The following is a 20702-nucleotide window of genomic DNA, read 5'->3' on the forward strand; positions in this document are numbered from 1 at the left end:
GAAACGCCTTTCTTAGGCCGCTTTCAAGCTTGTTTCATGCGGCGCGGCAGGATGCGTACTTAAGTGGGCACCGGTCCCCGCGCGCGCCCCGGCGCCGACCGGAGACCACCCCCTCCGCCGCCGGGAGCGGCGGCCCCGGCGGCGGAGGCGGAGGGGCGCGGGCGGGCGACGTGGTGATCGCCGCCCCGGGAGAGGTCCGCGTAATCCCGTTGATGGCACCCCGGCCGGATGCTTGACTGGGTAGCCACGGTGCCCTACTGTGACCTCGAAAAGTAAGGAAACTTTCCTTATTAGAGAGGTGCGATGGACCAGGTCCCCGGAACCCCGAGCCTGCTGCGCGCGATCAACGATAGGACCGCGCTGCAACTGCTCAGCGAGCAGGGTCCGCTCACCCGAGCCCGGCTCGGCGCGCTGACCGGGCTGTCCAAGCCGACCGCCACCCAGCTGATGGACCGCCTCGAGGCGGCCGGCCTGGTGGAGGCGCTGCCCGGGGAGGGGCGCACCGCGCGACTGTACCGGGTGCGGCCGGGCGCCGCCTACGTGGCGGGGATCGACGTGACGCCGGCCCGGCTGCGGGTGCGGCTGTGCGATCTGACCGGCGAGATCATCGCCGAGACCTCGCTCGCCACGCCGCGCCGCGAGGTGAAGGACGCGGTGGACCGGGTCCGCGAGGCGCTCACCGAGGCGTGTGCCGCGGCCGGGATCACCGTGCCGCAGCTCAACCGCGTCGTCATCGGGCTCGGCGGCGCGCCGGATCCGCAGACCGGCCGGATCCGGTACGCCCCGCACCTACCCGGCTGGCACGACCCGAACCTCCCGGCCCGGCTGCGCTCGGAGCTGACCGGGCAGAACGAGCCGGATCCGGCCGTGGACGTGGAGAACGACGTCAACCTGGCCGCGATCGCCGAGCAGTCCCTCGGCGTGACCCGCAAGGGCGCGCCGCTGGAGTGCCGCGACTTCGCGGTGCTGTGGATCGGCGACGGCATCGGCGCGGCGATCGTGATCGACGGCCGGCTGCACCGCGGCTACACCGGCGGCGCGGGCGAGCTCGGCTACATGCCGGTCTCCGGCCAGCCGCTGACGCGCAACATCCGGCGCAACGTCAACGGCGGCTTCCAGTCCATCGGCGGCGCGCCGGCGGTGCTGAAGCTGGCGCGCTCCAAGGGGTTCTCCGGCTCGGACGCGGCCACCGCGGTGCGCCGCGCGGCCGAGGCCGGACCGCTCGGCACGCCGCTGCTGCAGGAGCTCGCCGAGCGGTTGGCCGTGGGCCTCGCGCCGCTGGTCGCGGTGATCGACCCGGAGCTGATCGTGCTGACCGGCGCGATGCTGCAGGCCGGCGGCGAGCCGCTGCGCGAGCTGATGACCGCCGCGCTGCACGACATCGTCATCCCGCGCCCCAAGCTCGTGCTCTCCGAACTCGCGGAGGCACCCGTGCTCGCGGGCGCGATCGAGTCGGCGCTCGCGCAGACGAAGCAGGAACTCTTCGACAACACCCGCAGAGGAAACAGATGAAGCTGGCCATCATCGGAGGCGGCTCGACGTACACGCCCGAACTCGTCGACGGGTTCGCGCGGCTGCGCGACCAGCTGCCGGTCGAGCAGCTCGCCCTGGTCGATCCGGACCAGGAGCGGCTGGACGCGGTGGGCGCGATATCCCGCCGCATCCTCGCCAAGCAGGGGCATCCCGGCGAGGTGCTGGCCACCTCGGACGTGGCCGCCGGAATCGAGGGCGCGGACGCCGTGCTCTTCCAGCTGCGCGTCGGCGGGCAGGCCGCGCGCAACGTGGACGAGACGCTGCCGCTCGACTTCTGCTGCCTGGGCCAGGAGACCACCGGCGCGGGCGGCCTGGCCAAGGCGATGCGCACCGTCCCGGTCGTGCTGGAGCTGGCCGAGCAGGTGCGCAAGCACGCGCCGAACGCGCGGATCGTGGACTTCACCAACCCGGTCGGCATCGTCACCCGCGCGCTGCTGGACGCGGGCCACGACGCGGTCGGGCTGTGCAACGTGGCGATCGGCTTCCAGCGCCGCTTCGCCGCCGCGGCCGGAGTGGCACCCGAGCAGGTGGCGCTGGACCACGTCGGCCTCAACCACCTGACGTGGATCCGCGGCGTGCGGATCGGCGGCGAGGAGCGGCTCGACGAGATCATCGCCGAGCAGGGCGCCGAGATCGCCGGGAACCTGCACCTGCCGGCCCGGATCCTCACCGATCTGCACGCGATCCCCTCGTACTACCTGCGCTACTTCTACGAGCACGACGCCGTGGTGCAGGAGCTCAAGACCTCCGAGTCGCGGGCCGAGAAGGTCGCGGCGATGGAGCGCCGGCTCATCGAGATGTACAACGATCCGTCGGTGGACGAGAAGCCGCAGCTGCTCGCCGAGCGCGGCGGCGCGTTCTACTCCGAGGCGGCCGTCGAGCTCATCGCATCGCTGACGGGTCCGGCGGGCACCGCGGAAGGCGGGCAGCACACGGCGGAGCCGGACGTGCGCGTCGTGAACCTGCGCAACAACGGCACGCTGCCGTTCCTGTCCGACGAGACGGTGATCGAGGTGTCCGCCGAGGTCGGCCCGAGCGGCATCAAGGCCCTGCCGCAGGCGCCGCTGCCGGCGCACATGCGGGGCCTGATCGCGCACGTGAGCGCGTACGAGGAGCTGGCCCTGGACGCCGCGATCCACGGCGGCCGGGACCGAGTCGTGCAGGCGCTGCTGGCGCACCCCCTGATCGGCCAGTACGACCTGGCCAACCGCCTGGGCGACGCGCTGATCGCCGCGAACGAGAAGTTCCTGCCGTGGGCAGCGCGTTGAGCACCGCGCCCGCCGTCGCCGACCGGAGCGCGGCCGGGCGTTACCCCGGCCTGGTGCTCGCGGTGGACGGCGGCAACAGCAAGACCGACATCGCGCTCGCCACCGCGGACGGCGAGGTGCTGGCGCACGCGCGGTCAGGTCCGTTCATCCCGCAGACCATCGGCGTCGACCCGGCGATCGACACCGTCGCCAAGGCGATCGGCGAGATCCGCACGCAACTCGGGCTCCCGGACGACGAACCGCTCGCGCAGCATCTGTCGGCGTTCGTCGCCGGAGCCGACCTCCCGCAGGAGGAGGCGGCCCTGACGGCGGCGTTCGCGCGACGCGGCTGGGCCGAGACCCTCGAGGTCGGCAACGACACGTTCGCGCTGCTGCGGGCCGGCGCCTCGCATCCCTGGGGCGTCGCGGTCGTCTGCGGCGCCGGAACGAACTGCGCGGGCATCGGCCCCGACGGACGGCGCGTGCGCTATCCGGCGATCGGCATCCTGACCGGCGACTGGGGCGGCGGCCACGCACTCGGGCAGCGTGCGATGTACGCGGCCGTGCGCGGCGAGGACGGGCGCGGCGATCCGACGGCGCTCACCGCGGCCGTCGCGGAGCACTTCGGCACCGACACGGCCATCGACGCGGCGCTCAGCTTCCACGTCGGCACCTTCGCGGAAAGCCGGATCCATGAACTCTCGCCGCTGCTGCTGCGCGTCGCGGCGGCGGGTGACGCGGTCGCCCTCGGCTACGTCGACAGGCAGGCGCACGAGGTCGTCGTTTGGGCGCGCACCACGTTGAACCGGCTCGACCTGCTCGATCGCGAGACGGAGGTCGTCCTCGGCGGCGGCGTCCTGCGCGCGAATGTACCGGTGCTGATGGACCGGATCGCCGCGCTCGCCGCGGCCCGGATCCCGGCGGCCCGCCTCGTCGTACCGGCCCGGAGGCCCGTGCACGGCGCGGTGCTGCTCGGCCTCGACCGGCTGGGGCTCACTCCCTCGGGCTGAGCCCGCGGGAGCCTCGCCGGGCCCGCCGGCCGGCGGCCGAACCGCCCCGCACCGGCGTTGCCCACCCGTTATTAATCCTTTGCCCGGGAGCATTGCACTCCCTCGCACCGGGCAGTTAACTTTACTTACCTTTCTGGCACGTGGTCCGATCCCCCCTTTTCACTCGTGAGGTTTCCAGGATGAGGCGCACAAAGATCCTCGCCGCCGGCGCGGCGATAGGCTTGGCCGCCGCGGTGGCCGGCTGCAGCTCGACCAAGCACACCGGGGCGTCCGGGGGCTCGAACGCCTCCGGCAACGCCGTCCCGGCGCTCAGCGCGAACCTCAAGGCAGGCGGCACGGTCACCATCGCGAACGAGACCGGCGCCACCTGGAACTGCCAGTTCAACCCGCTCACCACGAACCAGCAGGAGGCGAACGGCTACCTCTACGAGTCGCTCCTGTACGTCAACCCCCTGCAGAGCACCGCGGCCCCGACGCCGATGCTGGCGACCGGCTACAGCTGGAACTCCACCGACACCCAGCTCACCTTCGACATCCGCCCGGGCGTGAAGTGGAGCGACGGCACCGCCTTCTCGGCCCAGGACGTCGCCTACACCTTCAACCTCGTCAAGCAGTACAGCTCGCTGGACACCTTCGCGCTGTGGACGGCGCCCGCCGGCGGCGGCGCCGGACTGACCGGCGTGACCGCGAGCGGCGACAAGGTCACGATGACCTTCTCGGCCAACGCGTCGGTGTTCTTCTACGACGTGGCCAACATGATGCCGATCGTGCCCGAGCACATCTGGTCGAAGGTCGGCAACCCGACCAACTACACCGACACCAAGCCCGTCGGCACCGGGCCCTTCGTGGTCAGCTCGTGCAGCGCGGACAACATCAAGTACACCGCGAACAAGACGTACTGGATGCCGAACGAGCCGCACGTCCAGACGATCGACTACCCGGCCTACCTGAGCAACGACCCGGCGAACAACGACCTGGCCAGCGGCAAGGCGAACTGGGGCGGCCAGTACATCCCGAGCGTCAACAGCTTCTACGTGTCGAAGTCCACGAACAACCACATCTGGTCGCCGCCGGTCGCCAACGTGTCGCTGATCCCGAACACGGCCCAGGGCCCGACCGCGAACCTCGGCGTGCGCCAGGCCATCGCCTACGCCCTCGACCGCGCGCAGATCGCCTCGATCGGCGAGCAGGGCGAGGAGCCGGCGGCGAACCAGACCGGCGTGGTCACCCCGACCTTCAACGCGTTCCTGAACTCCTCGGCGCTCTCCTCCTCGGGCTACGCGTCGCAGAACCTGACGAAGGCCGCCGCCGCGCTCAAGACCGCCGGCTACTCGCCCTCGCACCCGCTCAGCCTGACCGTCAAGACCGTGACCGGCTACACCGACTGGGACGCCGACCTGCAGGTGATCAAGCAGGAGCTCGCGGGCATCGGCATCGACGTCACCGTGCTCGACGAGGCGGACAACACGTTCACCAGCGACCTGCAGAACGGCAACTTCCAGGTCATCATGTACGGCCCGCCCGCCGGCCCGACGCCGTACTACGAACTGCACCTGATGCTCGACTCGGCCAACGACCAGGCGATCGGCACCGCCGCGCAGGGCGACTACGGCCGCTACAAGAACTCCGCGGTGGACGCGGCCTTCGGCCAGTACGCCGCCGCCACGTCGGCCTCCGCGCAGCAGGCGGCGCTCGAGCAGGTCGAGACCTACATGATCAACGACGTGCCGCTGATCCCGGTCGTCGAGTCCGTGGACTGGTACCAGTACTCCACCGCCGACCTCGAGGGCTGGCCGTCCGCGGCCGACGCCTACGCGCAGCCCTCGCCCTGGACGTACCCGGATGTCGAGCAGGTGCTGCTGCGCCTGTACTCGAAGAGCGCTCAGTAATCGCGCGCCGGGTGCGGACGCCGGCGTCTGCCGGCGTCCGCACCCGGCGATCAACGAAGGATCGTGACACGCCGTGAGATTCGTCGTGCGCCGACTGAGCATGTTCCTGTTCACGCTCTGGGCGGCAATGACTCTGAACTTCTTCATCCCGCGCTTCATGCCGGGCAATCCAGTGCAGGCGCTCCAGGCGCGCATCCGCGTGAAGGAGTCCCCCGCCGCCCTCGCGTCGATCCTGTCCAGCTTCGGCTACAAGCCGAACGCCGGGCTGGTCCCGCAGTACCTCACCTACCTCAAGGACATGCTCACCGGCCAGTGGGGCGCCTCCATCGGCCTCTCGCTCGGCGAACCGGTCCGCGACATCATCCTCCAGGCTGCGCCCTGGACGCTCGGGCTGATCGGCCTGACCACGGTCGTCGCGTTCGCGCTGGGCAACGTGGCGGGCATCGTGGCCGGCTGGCGGCGCGGCGGCACGCTCGACTCGTGGCTGCCCTCGACGCTCGTGGTCACCGCGAACCTGCCGTACTACTGGGTCGGCATGCTGCTGATCCTGCTGTTCGCCACGACGCTCAACTGGCTGCCCCCCGACTTCAACTACGACCCGACGATCCTGCCCGGCTTCTCGCCCGGCTTCATCGGCAGCGTCCTGCAGCACGCCGTGCTGCCCGCGTTCACGCTGCTGGTCACCTCGATCGGCGGCTGGATCCTGACGATGCGCAATAACATGATCACCACGGTGGCCGAGGACTACGTGCGGATGGCCCGCGCGAAGGGCCTCGCCGACCGGAAGATCATGTTCGGCTACGCGGCCCGCAACGCGATGCTGCCGAACATCTCCGGCTTCGCGATGTCGCTCGGCTTCGTGCTCTCCGGCTCGGTGCTCGTCGAGTACGTGTTCAACTACCCGGGCCTCGGCTACCAGCTGCTGAACGCCGTGGACAACAACGACTACCCGCTGATGCAGGTGCTGTTCATGCTCTACACCGTCGCGGTTCTGGTCGCGCTGCTGGCCGCGGACTTCTTCATGGTGTGGCTCGACCCGCGCGCCCGAGAGAAGGGGTGAGGCGCACGATGAAGTTCGCTTCCCTGGTCAAGAACCGCAAGGCCCTGATCGGCCTGATCCTGTTCGGGATCACCGTCGTGGTGTCCCTGTTCCCCGGCCTGTTCGCGTCGCAGTCCGACGCGGACGTGATCGGCGCCTTCGCGCCGAACCTCGGCCCGTCCACCGCGCACCTGCTCGGCACCACGTCGTACGGCGAGGACATCTTCAGCCAGCTCGTCTTCGGCGCGCGCCAGGTGCTGGTGATCGCGCTGGCGGCGGGCGGGTTCGCCACCGTGCTGTCCGTGCTGATCGGGATCACCGCCGCGTACCTCGGCGGCGTCGTGGACGAGTTCCTGTCGCTGATCACGAACGTGGTGCTGATCCTGCCGACGTTCCCGCTGATGATCATCCTGGCCCGGTACGCGGGCACCTCGAACTGGGTGATGATCTTCGTGCTGGTGGCCACGGGCTGGTCGTACGGCGCGAACCAGATGCGCGCGCAGGCGCTCTCGCTGCGCAACCGGGACTTCCTGGAGGCCGCGCGGGTGCGCGGCGAGCGGCGCGCGTACGTCATCCTGTTCGAGATGATGCCGACGATGACCTCGCTCATCGTCGCCAACTTCCTCGGCTCGGCGCTCTACTCGGTGCTCGCCGCCTCGGGCCTGCAGTTCATCGGCCTGGGCAACCGGAGCTCGGACAGCTGGGGCACGATGCTCTACTGGGCCGACAGCCAGGAGGCGCTGCAGGCCGGCAACGCGATGTGGATCATCGCGCCGGGCCTGGCGATCGCCGTGCTGAGCGCCGCGTTCGCGCTGATGAACTACGCCTTCGACGAGATCGGCAACCCGGCGCTGCGCCCGGTGCGCCGCAAGGACGTGCGCAGGGCGAAGAAGGGCGCCGCGGCGCTCGAGGAGAAGGGAGCGGGCCATGACGCCTACGTCGAGGCCGTCTGAGGACACGGCCGCGCTGCTCGATGTGCGCGACCTGCGGATCGTCTACGACTCGCCGCGCGGCCCGGTGGAGGCCTGCTCCGGGGTGAACCTGACGGTGCGTCCGGGCGAGTTCGTCGGCATCGTCGGCGAATCCGGCTGCGGCAAGTCCACGCTGCTGTTCGGCATCGCGCAGCTGCACACCGCCCCCGCGCGGATCGCCGGCGGCGAGGTGCTCTTCCTGGGCAAGGACCTCGTCACCCTGCCGCCGAAGGAGCTGGGCGACCTGCGCTGGCGCAACCTGGCGGTCGTGATGCAGAGTGCGATGAACGCGCTGAACCCGGTGCGCACGATCGGGGACCAGTTCGAGGACGCGATCCTGGCGCACGAGAAGTGGACCGACGAGCGCATCCGCGAGCGCTCCGCCGAGGTGCTGCGCCTGGTCGCGATCGACCCCGTGCACCTGGGCAGCTATCCGCACCAGCTGTCCGGCGGCATGCGGCAGCGCGCGATGATCGCGATGGCCCTGCTGTTCACGCCGGACCTGATCGTCATGGACGAGCCGACCTCCGCGCTCGACGTGGTGGCGCAGCGTTCGCTGATGGTGCAGATCAAGGAACTGCAGCAGAAGCTGGGCTTCGCGGTCGTCTTCGTCACGCACGACATGTCCCTGGTGAGCCACTTCTCGGACCGGCTGCTGGTGATGTACGCGGGCCAGGTCGTCGAGTTCGGCCCGACCCGCACGGTCTTCGACACCCCCTCGCACCCGTACAGCCGCTCCCTGCTCGACGCCTTCCCGTCGATCCGCGGCCCGAAGGTCCCGCTGCTCGGCATCCCCGGCGACCCGCCGAACCTGGCGGACCCGCCGGCAGGATGCCGCTTCAACCCGCGCTGCCCGGTGGTCCAGGACGCGTGCCGCAGCGAGGCCCCCGAGCTCTACCCGCTCGAAGCGTCGCCCGGCGTGCAATCCCGCTGCCTCGCGCACCGTCCGACCGATCCGATCGACATCTCCTCTCCCGCCACGGAGGTGACGGCGTCATGAGCCCCCTGCTCGAGACGAAGGACCTCAGCCGCCACTTCAAGGTCGGCGGCAAGCTCTTCTCGCACCGACTGCTGCACGCCGTCGACGACGTGAACCTGACGATCAACGAGCGCGAGATCGTCGCGCTGGTCGGCGAGAGCGGCAGCGGCAAGAGCACCATGGCCCGCCTGCTCGCGCAGGTGTACAAGCCGACCGCCGGCCAGATCACGTTCCAGGGCAAGGACCTCGCGCAGCTGCGCGGCCGCAAGCAGCACCTGCAGTACCGCAGCGACGTGCCCATGGTCTTCCAGGACCCGTTCGCCTCGCTCAACCCGGTCTACAAGGTCTCGCACGGCATCAAGCGCGGCCTGAAGCTGCACCGCCCCGAACTGTCCGCGCAGGAGCGGCACCAGGAGCTGCTGCGCGTCGTCGCGGCGGTGGGCCTCAACCCGCCCGAAGAGATCATCGAGCGCTACCCCTACGAGCTCAGCGGCGGCCAGCGCCAGCGCATCGGCTTCGCCCAGGCCCTGGCCTACCGCCCGAAGCTGATCCTCGCCGACGAGCCCGTCTCCATGCTCGACGTCTCGATCCGCATCGGCCTGCTGAACGTCATGGCGAAGCTGCGGGACGAGGAGGGCGTGTCCATCCTCTACATCACCCACGACATCGCGAGCGCGAGGTACGTCTCCGACCGCGTCATGGTGATGTACGGAGGCCACGTCGTCGAATCCGGTCCCACCGAGTCTCTCCTCGCGGACCCTCAGCACCCGTACACCCAGCTCCTGCTCTCCGCCGTGCCCGACCCCCGAGCCCCGCTGGAGGTGACCACGGAGGCGGCCAAGGCAGAGCCCCCGGCCGTCATCGACCCCAAGCCCGGCTGCCGCTTCCGCGCCCGCTGCCCTCTCGCCGTCGACGTGTGCGCCCATGTGACGCCGGTGCTCCGGCCTGTGGTGCCGGAGCACGCGGCAGCCTGTCACGTGACGGCACCGGCGGAGGTGGCTGCGGCTTAGGGATGTACCTCTGCATCGGGTCGTGTCCGCAATCATCGCGCGGACACGACCCGATGGTCTGAGAATCCACCTGGAGCTGTTCGGGCACGTCAAGACCAGCAAGAAGCGCACCAAATTGGGTGCGCAGCCTGGTTGGCAGGCTACAGGGCCGACTCCACCGTGATCACGATCGTGCTGAGGCCGTGGCGCAGGTCGCGGAAGACGAGGCAGCCGTCCCGGTCGACCATCTTCCACACCGCGAAGCTCGTACCGGCGACCAGCGGGGCGCGCAAGGGGACGCTGACGTCGACCACTTCTCCGGGTTCGGTGCGCGGGATCGGGACGCTTGGCGCAGATGCGAGGACCGTCGGGCCGTCACACGGGCCGACACGTGCCAGTTGCATGCCCACCCAGGGTTGGCCGCCGTCGTTCCGGATGCGCCAAGTCTTGGTGATCTCCGCGCCCCGCTCGACTACTGCGCCGTCCGGTGTCACGTCCGCTATAAAGCTGCTGCGCTCGCCGTGAACTCCGACCGCGGCTCCGGATGGTTCCTCCGTCGGCCAAAGTTGTAGCGGAGTCTGCCCTGGCGGCAGGGGCCTGCCCCCGATCATGGGAGCTCGGGCTGTCAGGTACATCGTGCTCAGCATCCCGTCACCGCCGAAACACGTGTCGTAGCGGGTCACCAGTACATGGCTGGGCCGATCGCGTCCGCGCTCCACCAGGGAGAGGTGGCTCTTGCTCGCGCCTACCCTTTCGGCAGCGGCGGCGAGGCTGGCCCCCGCCCGTTCACGCAGGAGCCTCATCGAGTGCCCGAGCAGTAGCCAGGTTTCGCTCTTGTCGACCAAGATCCGATTCACCCCCACGTTTGGGCATCGCCAAACCTCATCAGCAGCGTACATTCTGGCAAGTGTCCGAGGCGAGAATATCCCTGATCCGGCGACGCGGCTTCCTACTCTGAGATGTACAGGCGTCCAGGGAAAGGAGAGTTTGGTTCCGCGCAGCGCACAGCCCGTTCTGCTCCTGCTCTGACCACGCACCCTGCCAGTCGTACGAATGTCGCCCATCAGACCCCGGCAACATCACAGGCCACACCAATCTCGCAGGCGGCCAGGGCAGTAGATTTTTTCGCACCACTTATTGCGGCATCTGTAGAGGTGAGGAGGAAATTCGTGACCGTGCACGAGGAGCGTTATTGCCCTCAATGCAAAAAGAAAGTTAGAATGATTCGCTGCGAAGTCTGCAAGGGGAGGGGCGGCACCGCGACAACGCAGTGTCGTAATGCGTGCAAGCAGCATGGCTGGCTGTGCCCTAAGCATGGCAAGGACTACTGAAAGATAAGCCGCGGCCAGGCCGCGCGAATTTCCGCGGTTCCGCAATCTCGTATTTAGTTTCAGCTGGGGCAAAGGCATCTTGGAGGTCGTAATGCGGCAAAAGGGCGTCGTTTTCACTACAACGCTGGATATACCGGCGTTGGCCAATGTCTTCAAGGGAACGGGCGAGGCCGCCATGGGCGGGGTGAGGAGGGTACTCAAGGTGGCCCCCCGGCTGACCGGAGCGGGAGATAAGATTGGTTTCTACACGCCGAAGTTCGACCCGGTTTGGTCCGGCGTACAGGAGCAGCCCGACTTTGCGGTGGGGGTAAACATCCTCAAGTTTGGCCCAGGTTTCGCTCCCGGCAGCGGTCCGGGTGACGGTACGCACGTTCACATGTATGTGAAGAACAATGGAAATGCGCGCAACGTTGAACTGGTAGCCCAGCATGGGATGACGGATGCCAGGCTTGCCACCAAGCTCGTCTCGCGATTCCTTGATTCGTTTCGGGCGGCGGACCCAGGTCTGAGAATCAACGAATCAAACATCTGAGTCCGTGCCCACCGCCGAACCCGCTGCAAAACGCAGACTGACGCCACCGCAGGCAGCCGACGCGGAGTGAGCCCGCTGGGACCGGGGCGGGCGGGTGGGTAACGCACAGCACGCCGAACCTACGAACACTGGCCCCAGCGGCACGACGCAGCGCCCATAACCACCCCGCTGCCGAGGCGAAAAATCACAGCGCCGACCACAGGAATCGCGGCCCGGTCTCTCCCTATCCCGCGCCCAAGTGCGCAAGCACTGCCTGGTGCGCGGCCCAGCCGTCCGGAAACTTGACGGCGACGCCCAGGCGGACGGGCTCGGCGTGGGGGTGGGCGTCGAGGAGGTCGGCGATGCCGGCGCGGCCTACGACGATGCACGCGTGACGATGCCTCGATAGCAGGACGCAGAGGCGGCCGGTCTCGAGGTGGAAGGCGGTCGCGTCGCGGCGGCCGGACAGGGGGTGCAAGACGATGGTGACGTCGTACTCGCGGCCCTGGAGGCGGTTCGCGGTGTCGACGGTGACGTCGGCCAGGCCGCGTGCGGCTCGGTCGGGGCGGGCGAGAGCGGCGCGGACCGCGGCGGCCTGGTCGCGGTGGGCGGTGCCGATGGCGATGCGGTCGGGGGTGACTTCGCGCTCGTAGCCGGCGGCGCGGTCCACGGCGATGGCACGGCGCTGGACCAGGCGGTCCGCCAGCGCCGCGCAGGCCTCGACAGCCTCGGCGTCGGTGCGGATGGTGTGAGCGGCAGGGAGGCCGTGCCAGGACCAGCCGGTCTCGGCGGCCAGTTCGAGCGATTCGTCGAGATCGGAGGACGAGGCCGCGACCGCGAAGCTCAGGGCTCTGTCTTCCAGGTCGCTGCCCGCGTCGAACGGGGTGAAAGGGTAGAACGCCTTCGCGACCAGCGGCGCGGCCGTCGCGGGCAGGCGCCAGGAGTACGGGAGGCGGTGCACCGGCAGGTGCGGGTTGTGGGCGCGGACGACGGCTACGGCGCTGTCGCTCGGGTCCCAGGGCGATCCGGCCCACGCGTCCGTGTCGACTGTCGCGAAGGGATCGAGTTGGCCGGGGTCGCCCACGAACAGGGCGGTGCCGTTCGCGAAGCGCGGGGCTACGGCGAGCAGGCCGTCGGAGCGCATCTGGTACGCCTCGTCGAGGATCGCCCAGGGGAACTCGCCCTCTTTGACCAGCGCCCACTTGGCGGCGGTGGCGAGGACGATGCCGGCCGCCGCGAGTTCGGGGAGCTTGGAGGAGAACGCCAGGTTCGGGCCGCGGAACGGGGCCAGCCGCTCGGGGACCTCGTAGTCGCCCGCGGTCAGGCGGCCGAGGACGAGCGCCGGGTGCTTCTGGGCGATCTTCTCGACGAGGTCGTCGACCTGCTCGTTCGTCTGGGCGACGATCATCACGCGCTCGCCGTCTCTGGCCAGGCGTTCGGAGAGTTCGACGACGAGGGTGGACTTGCCGGCCCCGGGCGGCGAATCGACGATGACGCCGCGGTGGGCGCGGGAGAGCAGGTCGGCGGCCACGGCCTCGATGACGGCCCGCGCTTCAATGGATCGGGTTGACGCCGTCATCACAGGACCCCCTTCCCGGAGCGACGGGCGGGTCGGGTGCCGGCACGGCCAACGGCTCCAGTGCCAGCGGGGCGATCGGCTCCGGCGCGGCCAGCGGCTCCAGTGCCAGCGCGGCGATCGGCTGCGGCACGGCAATCGGCTCCGGCACGGCCAACGGCTCCGGCTCCGCCCCGGCCAACAACTCCGGCGCCGGCGCTCTCTTCGGCGGGTGACAGTGCCATCGCTAGCGCCACTCCTCGGCCTGGTCCTCAGCGCGGGCGACGTGCGGCCACGGGGGGCCGCCGTGCGTCCACGGGGTCTGATCGGCGTCCGGGAGCTCGGGGCGGGTGCCGCGCTGCTCGGCGAGGAACGTGGCGTAGCAGCGCTCCTCGCCGACCGCCGGGACGCTGCCCGCCTCCGGCGTCTTGCCGCGGCCCATGCCGCTCTGCAGCTCGAGTTCGACCTCGAAGCCGCCCGCCTCGGCCGGCCGCACGGCGAGCAGCCGGACGGTCTGGTTGACGCGCGCGGGGCTGGCGAGCTTGACGCCGGGGCGCAGGATCACCTCGTCCTGCGTCTGCATGACCACCAGCGGACGGGGCCAGGCGCGCTTGCCCTTGATCTCCTGGCGCTCGGCGTCGACGAAGGTGATCCGGCCCGCGAACGCCTCGCCGCCGACGCGGTAGCGGGCGAGGACGAGCGGGTCGTCGATGGCCTGAGTGCGGTCGTAGCTCTGCTGCGCGGATTCCAGGTCGGCGAGCCTGCGCGCGGCGGCTACGGCGCTGGGGCGCTTGGGCTGCGGCGGGGCGCCGTCTTCTATCCCTGTCATGAAGTCGGTGAAGCGGCCGCGGTCCACCTGCCAGCGCAGTTCGTCGGACGCCGCCGCGGGCATCGCGCGCAGCACGTCGATGCCGCGCCAGACCGTTTCCCACGTGGGCTCCAGCTGCGCGGCGAGCGCGGCCCGCAGCTCCTCCTCGGCCTTCGCGACGGCGCGCATGTCGTCCGCCGCACGGGCCTCCTCCTGCGCGCGCACGAGGGGCGCGAGGACTCCGGTGTCGAAGGCGGGGTCGGTGGCCGGGCCGGCCGGGGGCACCGCGTCGGGGTCCTCGGCGAGCAGGGCCGCGGCCGCGCCGCTCATACCGTCCGGCGGGTCGATCCAGCTCAGCAGCGCGGGCAGGTGCTGGTCCTCCAGCGCGCTCTGGCCGGTCGCCCAGTGCTGGGCGAGCACGGACGTCAGGGCCAGGCAGACGCTCGATCCGGGCATCGGCGCGCGGTCGTCGGCGAACCAGGTGAGGTAGCGTCCGAGCAGCGGCACCCGCGCGTCCACCGGGTACGGTCCGTCCACGGTCCGGAAGCGCGCGGAGCGGCCGAGCAGCCGCAGCGCCTCGACGCCGCCGGGATTGGGCAGGATCAGCTGCGGCGCGTCGGTGCAGCGCTCCCACTCCTCGTGGTTCTTCGTCGCCTCGACGGTCTCCGTGTGCTGACGCCGCGCGTCGATGTACGGCACGAGCAGTTCGGCGAACGCGGTCAGGAACTCGAAACGCTGGTCGCGGTTGCGCGGCTGGGCCACGACGAGCAGCGTCGGCGCGTCGCGATCCGTACCGGCCATCACCGCGAGCGGCGCCGCCGCCTCGCCGGCCTGCATCAGCGGGATGACGACGAGCGGTTCGTCGGAGACGTGCACGTGCCGCACCGCGGTGATCGGCACGGCGCGGCCGCCGCGAGCCGCCCGCGCCCGCGCGAGCGCCGTCAGGGTGCTCATCCGTCGGCCTCGGACCCGCCGGCGGCCCGGGGCGCGACCCGCAGCGCCTCGTCGTACGCTCGGGCCGCGGCACGCAGCAGCCGCGCCGCTTCGTGCTGGCCGGAGCCGGCTCCCGCGGTCCCGTCCGCGATCTCAAGGGCCTCGGACAGGGATTCGATCCCGCCGAGCGCGTCGCGCACCGAGCGGCCGAGCGCGTCGGCGGCGCCCGCGGCCCTGGCCTCGGAGCGGCAGTGGAACGCCATCTCGCAGTTCGTCACGCACTCCGGGGCGTATCTGGCCTCGATCATCGTGAGCGACTTGGTCAGCTCGACGGCGCTGCGGTGCTCGCGTCCCGGCTCGCCCTTCGCCTCGGGCGGGTCGACCGCGAGGTCGAAGTCGACGGCCGGATCGAGATCCGCGATCAGCGCGCCTATCCGCGGCAGCCTGGCCAGCTGGCGTTCCACGGCGGCGATCTGCCGGCGCACGTCGAGCAGGTGCGCGCTGGGCTTGTTCGCGAAGTCCGTCGGGCAGATCAGCAGCACGTCGTCGGCGACGATCGCGGGATCGACGCCGAGTTCGGTGAAGAGTCTGCGCAGCGCGAGGACGTACACGGCGGCCTGGGTGGCGGCGGCGCCCACCTTCGCCGGATCGGCCTGGCCGTCGATGACCGCGAAGGACTTCACCTCGGCGACGTAGAGCCGCGCGGGGGCGCTCGCGGACGCGTCGGCGGGACGGGCGCTGAGGGCGACAACATCGGGTTCGACGTACGCGGTGCGCCCGCCGACGTCGAGCCGCAGCAGCGGATGGTCGGCGAGCAGCGGCTCACCGGCCGCGACCCGCGCGAACGCCTGGCGGGTGCGCTCGTAGCGCGCGGCGCGGTCGAGGTTCACCGGCGCGGCCGGATCGGCTTCCGGTTCGACGCCGAGGTCGACGTATTCGTGCTCGGGGACGTCGAAGCGCAGCGGCTCGGCGCGCAGCAGTTCGAGCAGTGCGGCGCAGTTGTCGGCCTTGACCTGCTTCTCGAAGGCGAGGCCGCGGGTGATCGCGAACGGCGACTGGCCGTATCGCGCCGGGAAGCCGATCCGCTCCGCGAGCTTGCGCTTGTCCACGCCCGCCGCGTCCAGCACGGCCCGGCGCGAGCAGCCGGGATTCACGGTGAGCGCCGCGATCGTGCGCGCGTCGTGGCTGCGCGGCGGTACCGGTCCGCGCAGAGCGTCGAGCCGCGCCGCGGTGCCGGCGGGCCCCGGTGCGGCTGTGGCCTGAGGAACGGAAGGTGACATGGGCATTTGCCTGCCCACGATAGCCCAAAGCGGCGTTCCCGGGCTGATTAAGGGGCGTTTCAAGGGCGTTTTCGGCACCGGGAGCCGGCGCCGACCCCGAGCCGCCGCAGTGCTCTGCGGTCAGCAGGCCAGCTGCGGAGACGGTTCGGAGTCGGCGGAGCGGCTGAGCTCGACCGGCTGCTCGCACCAGATCGTCTTGCCGCCCGCGACGGGCCGGCTGCCCCAGCGGCGGGAGAGCGCGGCGACCAGCATCAGGCCGCGGCCCCCCTCGTCGAAGGCGTGGGCGCGGCGCACGTGCGGCGCGGTCTCGCCGGCGTCGTAGACCTCGCAGATGAGCGTCCCGTCGAGCTTGCCGGCGCGGCGGCGCGGCTGATCGAGGATCAGGCGCAGCCGGATCGGCGCGCTGCCGTAGCGGATCGCGTTGGTCACCAGCTCGCTGACGATCAGTTCGGTGGTGAAGGCGAGTTCGTCGAGGCCCCAGCCGGAAAGGCACCGGCTGACCCGCGCGCGCATCTCGCCGACGATCGCCGGGTCGACGGGCACGTCCCACGTGGCGACCTGGTCCGGGTCGAGGGCGTGGGTGCGGGCGACGAGCAGGGCCACGTCGTCGCTCGGCGGCGTCGTGAGCATCGCGTCGAGCAGCGAGTCGCACAGGTCCTCGAGGACCGCGCGGGGCTCGGTCATCGCCTCGCGCAGCTGCGCGAGGCCGTCCTCGGGGTTGTTCTCGCGCGACTCGATCAGCCCGTCGGTGTAGAGCACGAGGGTGCTGTCCGGCGGGAGCTCGACCTCCGTGCTCTCGAACGGGACGCCGCCGACGCCGAGCGGCGGCCCGGTCGGCACTACGAGGATCTCGGGCGCGGCCCCGGGGCTCGCCACGATGGGCGGCGGGTGTCCTGCGGAGGCGATCGTGTACCGGCGGGTGACGGGGTCGTACACGGTGTAGAGGCAGGTGGCGCCGGTCTCGCCGTCGCCGGACTCGGCGAGCGCCTCCTCGTCGGCCTCGCCGGACAGCTGGGTGACGATGTCGTCGAGATGGGTGAGCAGCTCGTCCGGCGGCAGGTCGACGTCGGCGAGGGTGCGCACGGCGCCGCGCAGCCTGGCCATGGTCGCCGAGGCGTGCACGCCGTGCCCGACCACGTCGCCGACGGCGAGCGCGACCCGGCCGCCGGAGAGCGGGATGACGTCGTACCAATCGCCGCCCACGCCGATCTCGGCGTCGCCGGAGAGGTACGGCAGGTACCGGCTGGCCACGTCCACGGCGGCCAGCTCGGGCGGCCTGCTCGGCAGCAGGCTCCGCTGCAGCAGGACGGCGGTGTTGCGCTCGCGGGTGTAGCGGCGGGCGTTGTCCAGCGAGAGCGCCGCCCGCGCGGCCAGCTCCCCGGCGACGCGCAGGTCGCCCTCGGCGAAGTGCTCGGGACGGCTGCGGACGCACATCAGAACGCCAAGCAGCGTCCCCCGGGCACGCAGCGGCACGGCGATCATCGTGTTCAGCCCGTAGTTCACGTAGCTGTCGGTCCGCTCGGGGCTCTGCGCTATCCAGCGGGTGAACCCGGGCTCGTCTCCCCGGCTGAGCACCCCGCGGCCGAGGGAGAGGCAGCGCGCGACCGGCGAGAAGTCGGGGTAGCTGTGCACCTCGTCGAGCTGCACGCCGAAGGGGGTGTCCGCGGGTTCGGCCCGCTGCGCGACCCGGCGCAGCGTGATCTGCTGCGAGGACTGCGCCGGGGTCAGCTCGCTGCCGGTCAGGACCGCGTCCAGCAGGTCGACCGTGGCCAGGTCGGCGAACTTGGGGACGATCACCTCGGTGAGCTCCTGCGCCGTCTTGGCCACGTCCAGCGAGGTGCCGACGCGGGTGCCGGCCTCGCTGAGCATGTCGAGCCAGGTGCGTGCCCAGTACTGGGTGGTGTCGTCGAGCATCGCGGCGACCACGCCGGTCACCCGTCCGTGCGCGTCCCGGAGCGGCGAGAACCAGACGATCCAGGAGCGTGCGGAGGTCTCCCCCGGCGGGGTGTGGCGGACGCTGCGCTCCAACGCCCGTCCGGACCGCACGACGCGCGCCATCCGGTTGTCGACGTCGCGGTAGAAGTCGCTCGGATGCATCTCGGACAGCCGGCGGCCCTGCACGTCCTCGGGAAGGGCGAGCAGGCGGCGCAGCTCCTTGCTCACGCACACGAAGCGCAGATCGGCGTCGTGGACGCCGACCGCGATCGGGAACTGGTCGATCGCGCGTTCCAGCAGATGCGGGTCGGTGAGGCCGGTGCCGAGCGGTTTTGCCACGAGCACGCGGCGCAACTGCGGCGTACCGGGGTCGGCGTCGTCGACGGTGACCTCGGCCGGCACCGGGTGGCCGTCCCGATGGCGCAGCAGGAGTGCGGCGCCGCTCGGCTCGGCCGCGTGGTCCGCGGACGGCTCGGCGAACAGCAGTTCCCGCAGCGGCCGGCCGACCGCCTCGGCGGCCTCGTAGCCGAGCAGCGATCGGGCGCCGGATCCCCACCCCGTGACGACGTCGCCCTCTCCGAGCATGACGAGGGCGACCTCGGGTGCACCGGAGACATCGCGGCCTCGATCCCCCGCGCCGACGTCTGAGGTCATGAGCTTCCGTTGTAGGAGGTCGAACTACCTGCTCAATTCTCCTCCGGCGCACAGGTGCCTGCATCCCGCTGGGTCCGGATGGCTCAAGGCCCGCCGCTCGGTCCCCCAGGTCGTCGGCGCCTCGGTCCTCCGGCGGGACCCACAGGATGCCGCCGAACTCGCTGCAGGAGTACGAGGTAGCCGAGGCGGCGGTCGGCATGGAAGGAAGCGCTCCTCGAAGATCTTCTGGTGCCGCCTAAGGCACGCTGTGGGGCATCGCGCCTTCGATTGCGAAGACCGGCAGCAGCGTCCGGGCCCGGGCGAGGGTCAGCAGCCGCTGAAGCTGAGGATTGACACCGGTCAGCCGCAGCCAGCCGCCGGCGGCGACCGCCCTGGCCGCGGCCGCACGCAGGATCCCGAGGCCGGCGGCGTCCGTGAAGACGAGACCGGTGACCTCGATCGCAACCCTCGGGCAGTCGTCGAGAACGCCGCGCAGGACGTAGTGCAGCTTGCAGCCGGTCGCGAGATCGAGTTCGCCCGTCAGGATCAACCGGGCGTAGCCCTCCCGAAGCTCGACCTCGACGGCCAGCGGCCGGACCATCGAGTCCACGTGCGCCGCGTCGTACGGCAGGCTGGACGTGGGCAGGCCGAACGGGCACGCCGCATCCGTTTCACCGGTGAAGTGGAACGCGCAGCCCTGGCAGGGCAATCGCCGGTTCACGGCGTGCGGAGCCGGCCTGCGCACGAGGTCGCGGGTGATTCGGGAACTGAGCACCAGATCACGCTGCGATCGCCAGGACGCCGGGCAGCTGTGCGGAGGGCCACGGGATGTCCCCGAACTCCGCCTCGTCGGAGTCGACCAGGACCTGGTTGACGGCGACCTCGACATCGATCGGCAGCAGCGGCTTCATGCCGCGCCGGCACTGCGCGAGCAGCGCGTGGTAGACGGAATCCGGCAGCAGCGGCCCGCGCGGGACGGCCCGGCTCGGCGTGGAGTCGCCCTCGCGCAGCGCGTTCGACTCGGCGTGCCAGTACTCGGCCTGGTCGCTCTCCCCGCGCTGCGCATGGTTCAGGTACAGGCAGTACGCGCCGAGGTGCACGCCGGCCCCGGCGGCGAAGCGCCACCAGAACCGGCTGGCCGCGACACGGCCGGTCAGGTGAAGCAGGCAGCCGAAGACGAGCGCGCCCTCGGGCTCCGGGTCGTCCTTGTCGAACAGCCGGGCGAGCACCGCCGCCGCCTTCGTGTCGCCGATGACGAGGGCGCTGGTGAGATTGAGCTCGTATTCGAACTGCTCACGCCTGGCCTGCGGCGCCCCGTCGATCGACGTCGGGAGTTCCAGGTCGCGGGCCGCGCGCACGATCCGCTCGGCGGCGCTCGGCCGCCCGCACACGTCGCGGGCCGGCGCGATGTACGCGTCGGCTAGAAGCCTGTCGATCGGCCGGATCGGGCCGTTGCTGGAGTACACGATTCTTCGCCTATCCCTCGGAGTCGGTGATGTGCAGGAGATGGCGCGCATTGGCTTCCTGCTCGAGCCTGTTGCGGGCATGGCGCAGGTTCGACCGCACCGAACCGGCCGCGATGCCCAGGGTCTCGGCGATGCGCTCCTCATCGAGGTGCATCACGTACATCAGCACCATCACCTCGTGCTGCCGCTCGGGCAGGTCGAATATGCCGCGGTAGAGCCACAGCGACTCCTGAAGGGCCTCGAACTGGCCGGACCAGGCCACCGCGCGCACCGCACGCTCGAACGCCGCGAACCGCACGAAGTCGGAACCGGCGTCGCGCTCCTCGAGCCACCGCTCCAGCACCTCCTTGTACAGATCCCACGCGAAGCGCTCGACGCTCTCCTGCGCCAGCGCCTGCGACCAGGAGTTCACCAGCCGCCAGGTGAAGTAGTTGGTGATGTTCTCGGCGTCCCGCCCGTCGGCGGTGTGCAGGAACGCGTAGTGGCTCCACGTGCCCTGGTGCTTCTGGTAGAACGCCTCGAAGGTGATCCGGTCGCGATCCGAGCGCGACCGGGGGTCCGTGCCGCCGGTCACGGGTGCTCCCGCGCGGGCC

18 protein-coding genes are annotated in these 20702 nt (G+C 70.8%); 10 read left to right on the plus strand and 8 right to left on the minus strand.

All coding sequences use genetic code 11. The annotated features are described in order from the left end of the window. Positions 1 to 303 precede the first annotated feature (303 nt). From KDK95_RS12660 to KDK95_RS12695, 8 genes are all read left to right on the plus strand, one after another. On the plus strand, positions 304 to 1512 hold the full coding sequence (locus KDK95_RS12660; protein ID WP_212518311.1) for an ROK family transcriptional regulator: 1209 nt from the start codon (positions 304 to 306) through the stop codon (positions 1510 to 1512). Beyond that, positions 1509 to 2801: a 6-phospho-beta-glucosidase gene (locus KDK95_RS12665; protein WP_212518312.1), complete on the plus strand. Its 1293-nt coding sequence runs from the start codon at positions 1509 to 1511 to the stop codon at positions 2799 to 2801. Before KDK95_RS12660 ends, KDK95_RS12665 begins: the two co-directional genes overlap by 4 nt. Continuing rightward, positions 2786 to 3790, plus strand: coding sequence for an N-acetylglucosamine kinase (locus tag KDK95_RS12670; RefSeq protein WP_307844326.1), 1005 nt, complete (start codon positions 2786 to 2788; stop codon positions 3788 to 3790). The genes KDK95_RS12665 and KDK95_RS12670 overlap by 16 nt, the downstream gene beginning before the upstream one ends. 179 nt (positions 3791 to 3969) lie before the next feature. Next, a complete protein-coding gene (locus KDK95_RS12675; RefSeq protein WP_212518313.1) occupies positions 3970 to 5679 on the plus strand; it encodes an ABC transporter substrate-binding protein in 1710 nt (569 codons plus the stop codon). Between the two features lie 73 nt (positions 5680 to 5752). Then, positions 5753 to 6739 carry an ABC transporter permease gene (locus KDK95_RS12680; protein WP_212518314.1) on the plus strand — a complete coding sequence of 329 codons (987 nt, stop codon included), beginning with the start codon at positions 5753 to 5755 and terminating at the stop codon, positions 6737 to 6739. A gap of 8 nt (positions 6740 to 6747) precedes the next feature. Further along, positions 6748 to 7671, plus strand: coding sequence for an ABC transporter permease (locus KDK95_RS12685; RefSeq protein WP_212518315.1), 924 nt, complete (start codon positions 6748 to 6750; stop codon positions 7669 to 7671). After that, a complete protein-coding gene (locus KDK95_RS12690; protein ID WP_212518316.1) occupies positions 7646 to 8689 on the plus strand; it encodes an ABC transporter ATP-binding protein in 1044 nt (347 codons plus the stop codon). The genes KDK95_RS12685 and KDK95_RS12690 overlap by 26 nt, the downstream gene beginning before the upstream one ends. Beyond that, a complete protein-coding gene (locus KDK95_RS12695; RefSeq protein ID WP_212518317.1) occupies positions 8686 to 9678 on the plus strand; it encodes an ABC transporter ATP-binding protein in 993 nt (330 codons plus the stop codon). Before KDK95_RS12690 ends, KDK95_RS12695 begins: the two co-directional genes overlap by 4 nt. A gap of 140 nt (positions 9679 to 9818) precedes the next feature. On the opposite strand, the gene KDK95_RS37400 is transcribed toward KDK95_RS12695, so the two are convergent. Beyond that, positions 9819 to 10721, minus strand: coding sequence for an NBR1-Ig-like domain-containing protein (locus KDK95_RS37400; protein WP_306466501.1), 903 nt, complete (start codon positions 10719 to 10721; stop codon positions 9819 to 9821). Between the two features lie 358 nt (positions 10722 to 11079). On the opposite strand from KDK95_RS37400, the gene KDK95_RS12705 reads away from it, so the two are divergent. Continuing rightward, positions 11080 to 11520, plus strand: a complete 441-nt coding sequence (locus KDK95_RS12705; protein ID WP_212518319.1) for a hypothetical protein — start codon at positions 11080 to 11082, stop codon at positions 11518 to 11520. A gap of 223 nt (positions 11521 to 11743) precedes the next feature. Here the strand turns inward: KDK95_RS12705 and KDK95_RS12710 are convergent, their stop codons facing one another. After that, positions 11744 to 13078: an AAA domain-containing protein gene (locus KDK95_RS12710; protein ID WP_212518320.1), complete on the minus strand. Its 1335-nt coding sequence runs from the start codon at positions 13076 to 13078 to the stop codon at positions 11744 to 11746. On the opposite strand from KDK95_RS12710, the gene KDK95_RS12715 reads away from it, so the two are divergent. Continuing rightward, positions 13066 to 13290, plus strand: a complete 225-nt coding sequence (locus KDK95_RS12715) for a hypothetical protein (protein WP_212518321.1) — start codon at positions 13066 to 13068, stop codon at positions 13288 to 13290. The two genes, KDK95_RS12710 and KDK95_RS12715, sit on opposite strands and share 13 nt — an antisense overlap. An 11-nt stretch (positions 13291 to 13301) precedes the next feature. On the opposite strand, the gene KDK95_RS12720 is transcribed toward KDK95_RS12715, so the two are convergent. The 6 genes from KDK95_RS12720 to KDK95_RS37675 all read right to left on the minus strand — a co-directional run bounded on the left by KDK95_RS12720 (position 13302) and on the right by KDK95_RS37675 (position 20683). Then, positions 13302 to 14816, minus strand: a complete 1515-nt coding sequence (locus tag KDK95_RS12720; RefSeq protein WP_212518322.1) for a hypothetical protein — start codon at positions 14814 to 14816, stop codon at positions 13302 to 13304. Further along, positions 14813 to 16075: an RbsD/FucU family protein gene (locus KDK95_RS12725; protein WP_212518323.1), complete on the minus strand. Its 1263-nt coding sequence runs from the start codon at positions 16073 to 16075 to the stop codon at positions 14813 to 14815. Before KDK95_RS12725 ends, KDK95_RS12720 begins: the two co-directional genes overlap by 4 nt. A gap of 120 nt (positions 16076 to 16195) precedes the next feature. Next, a complete protein-coding gene (locus KDK95_RS12730) occupies positions 16196 to 18664 on the minus strand; it encodes a SpoIIE family protein phosphatase (protein ID WP_212518324.1) in 2469 nt (822 codons plus the stop codon). A gap of 235 nt (positions 18665 to 18899) precedes the next feature. Beyond that, positions 18900 to 19418, minus strand: a complete 519-nt coding sequence (locus KDK95_RS37405) for an STAS domain-containing protein (protein ID WP_212518325.1) — start codon at positions 19416 to 19418, stop codon at positions 18900 to 18902. A gap of 4 nt (positions 19419 to 19422) precedes the next feature. Then, positions 19423 to 20109, minus strand: coding sequence for a hypothetical protein (locus tag KDK95_RS12740; protein ID WP_212518326.1), 687 nt, complete (start codon positions 20107 to 20109; stop codon positions 19423 to 19425). A 10-nt stretch (positions 20110 to 20119) separates the two neighbouring features. Then, positions 20120 to 20683, minus strand: coding sequence for an RNA polymerase sigma factor (locus KDK95_RS37675; RefSeq protein ID WP_212518327.1), 564 nt, complete (start codon positions 20681 to 20683; stop codon positions 20120 to 20122). Positions 20684 to 20702 lie beyond the last annotated feature (19 nt).

This window comes from Actinospica acidithermotolerans (assembly GCF_018139625.1).
Taxonomy (GTDB): domain Bacteria; phylum Actinomycetota; class Actinomycetes; order Streptomycetales; family Catenulisporaceae; genus Actinospica; species Actinospica acidithermotolerans.

What these genes read in the sequence shown, in the direction of transcription:
- KDK95_RS12720 (WP_212518322.1), bottom strand. Translation starts at nt 14,816, where the DNA reads ATGAGCACCCTGACGGCGCTCGCGCGGGCGCGGGCGGCTCGCGGCGGC.
- KDK95_RS12705 (WP_212518319.1), top strand. Translation starts at nt 11,080, where the DNA reads ATGCGGCAAAAGGGCGTCGTTTTCACTACAACGCTGGATATACCGGCG.
- KDK95_RS12665 (WP_212518312.1), top strand. Translation starts at nt 1,509, where the DNA reads ATGAAGCTGGCCATCATCGGAGGCGGCTCGACGTACACGCCCGAACTC.
- KDK95_RS12695 (WP_212518317.1), top strand. Translation starts at nt 8,686, where the DNA reads ATGAGCCCCCTGCTCGAGACGAAGGACCTCAGCCGCCACTTCAAGGTC.
- KDK95_RS12685 (WP_212518315.1), top strand. Translation starts at nt 6,748, where the DNA reads ATGAAGTTCGCTTCCCTGGTCAAGAACCGCAAGGCCCTGATCGGCCTG.
- KDK95_RS12730 (WP_212518324.1), bottom strand. Translation starts at nt 18,664, where the DNA reads ATGACCTCAGACGTCGGCGCGGGGGATCGAGGCCGCGATGTCTCCGGT.
- KDK95_RS12710 (WP_212518320.1), bottom strand. Translation starts at nt 13,078, where the DNA reads ATGACGGCGTCAACCCGATCCATTGAAGCGCGGGCCGTCATCGAGGCC.
- KDK95_RS12690 (WP_212518316.1), top strand. Translation starts at nt 7,646, where the DNA reads ATGACGCCTACGTCGAGGCCGTCTGAGGACACGGCCGCGCTGCTCGAT.
- KDK95_RS12675 (WP_212518313.1), top strand. Translation starts at nt 3,970, where the DNA reads ATGAGGCGCACAAAGATCCTCGCCGCCGGCGCGGCGATAGGCTTGGCC.
- KDK95_RS37400 (WP_306466501.1), bottom strand. Translation starts at nt 10,721, where the DNA reads ATGGGCGACATTCGTACGACTGGCAGGGTGCGTGGTCAGAGCAGGAGC.
- KDK95_RS12725 (WP_212518323.1), bottom strand. Translation starts at nt 16,075, where the DNA reads ATGTCACCTTCCGTTCCTCAGGCCACAGCCGCACCGGGGCCCGCCGGC.
- KDK95_RS12660 (WP_212518311.1), top strand. Translation starts at nt 304, where the DNA reads ATGGACCAGGTCCCCGGAACCCCGAGCCTGCTGCGCGCGATCAACGAT.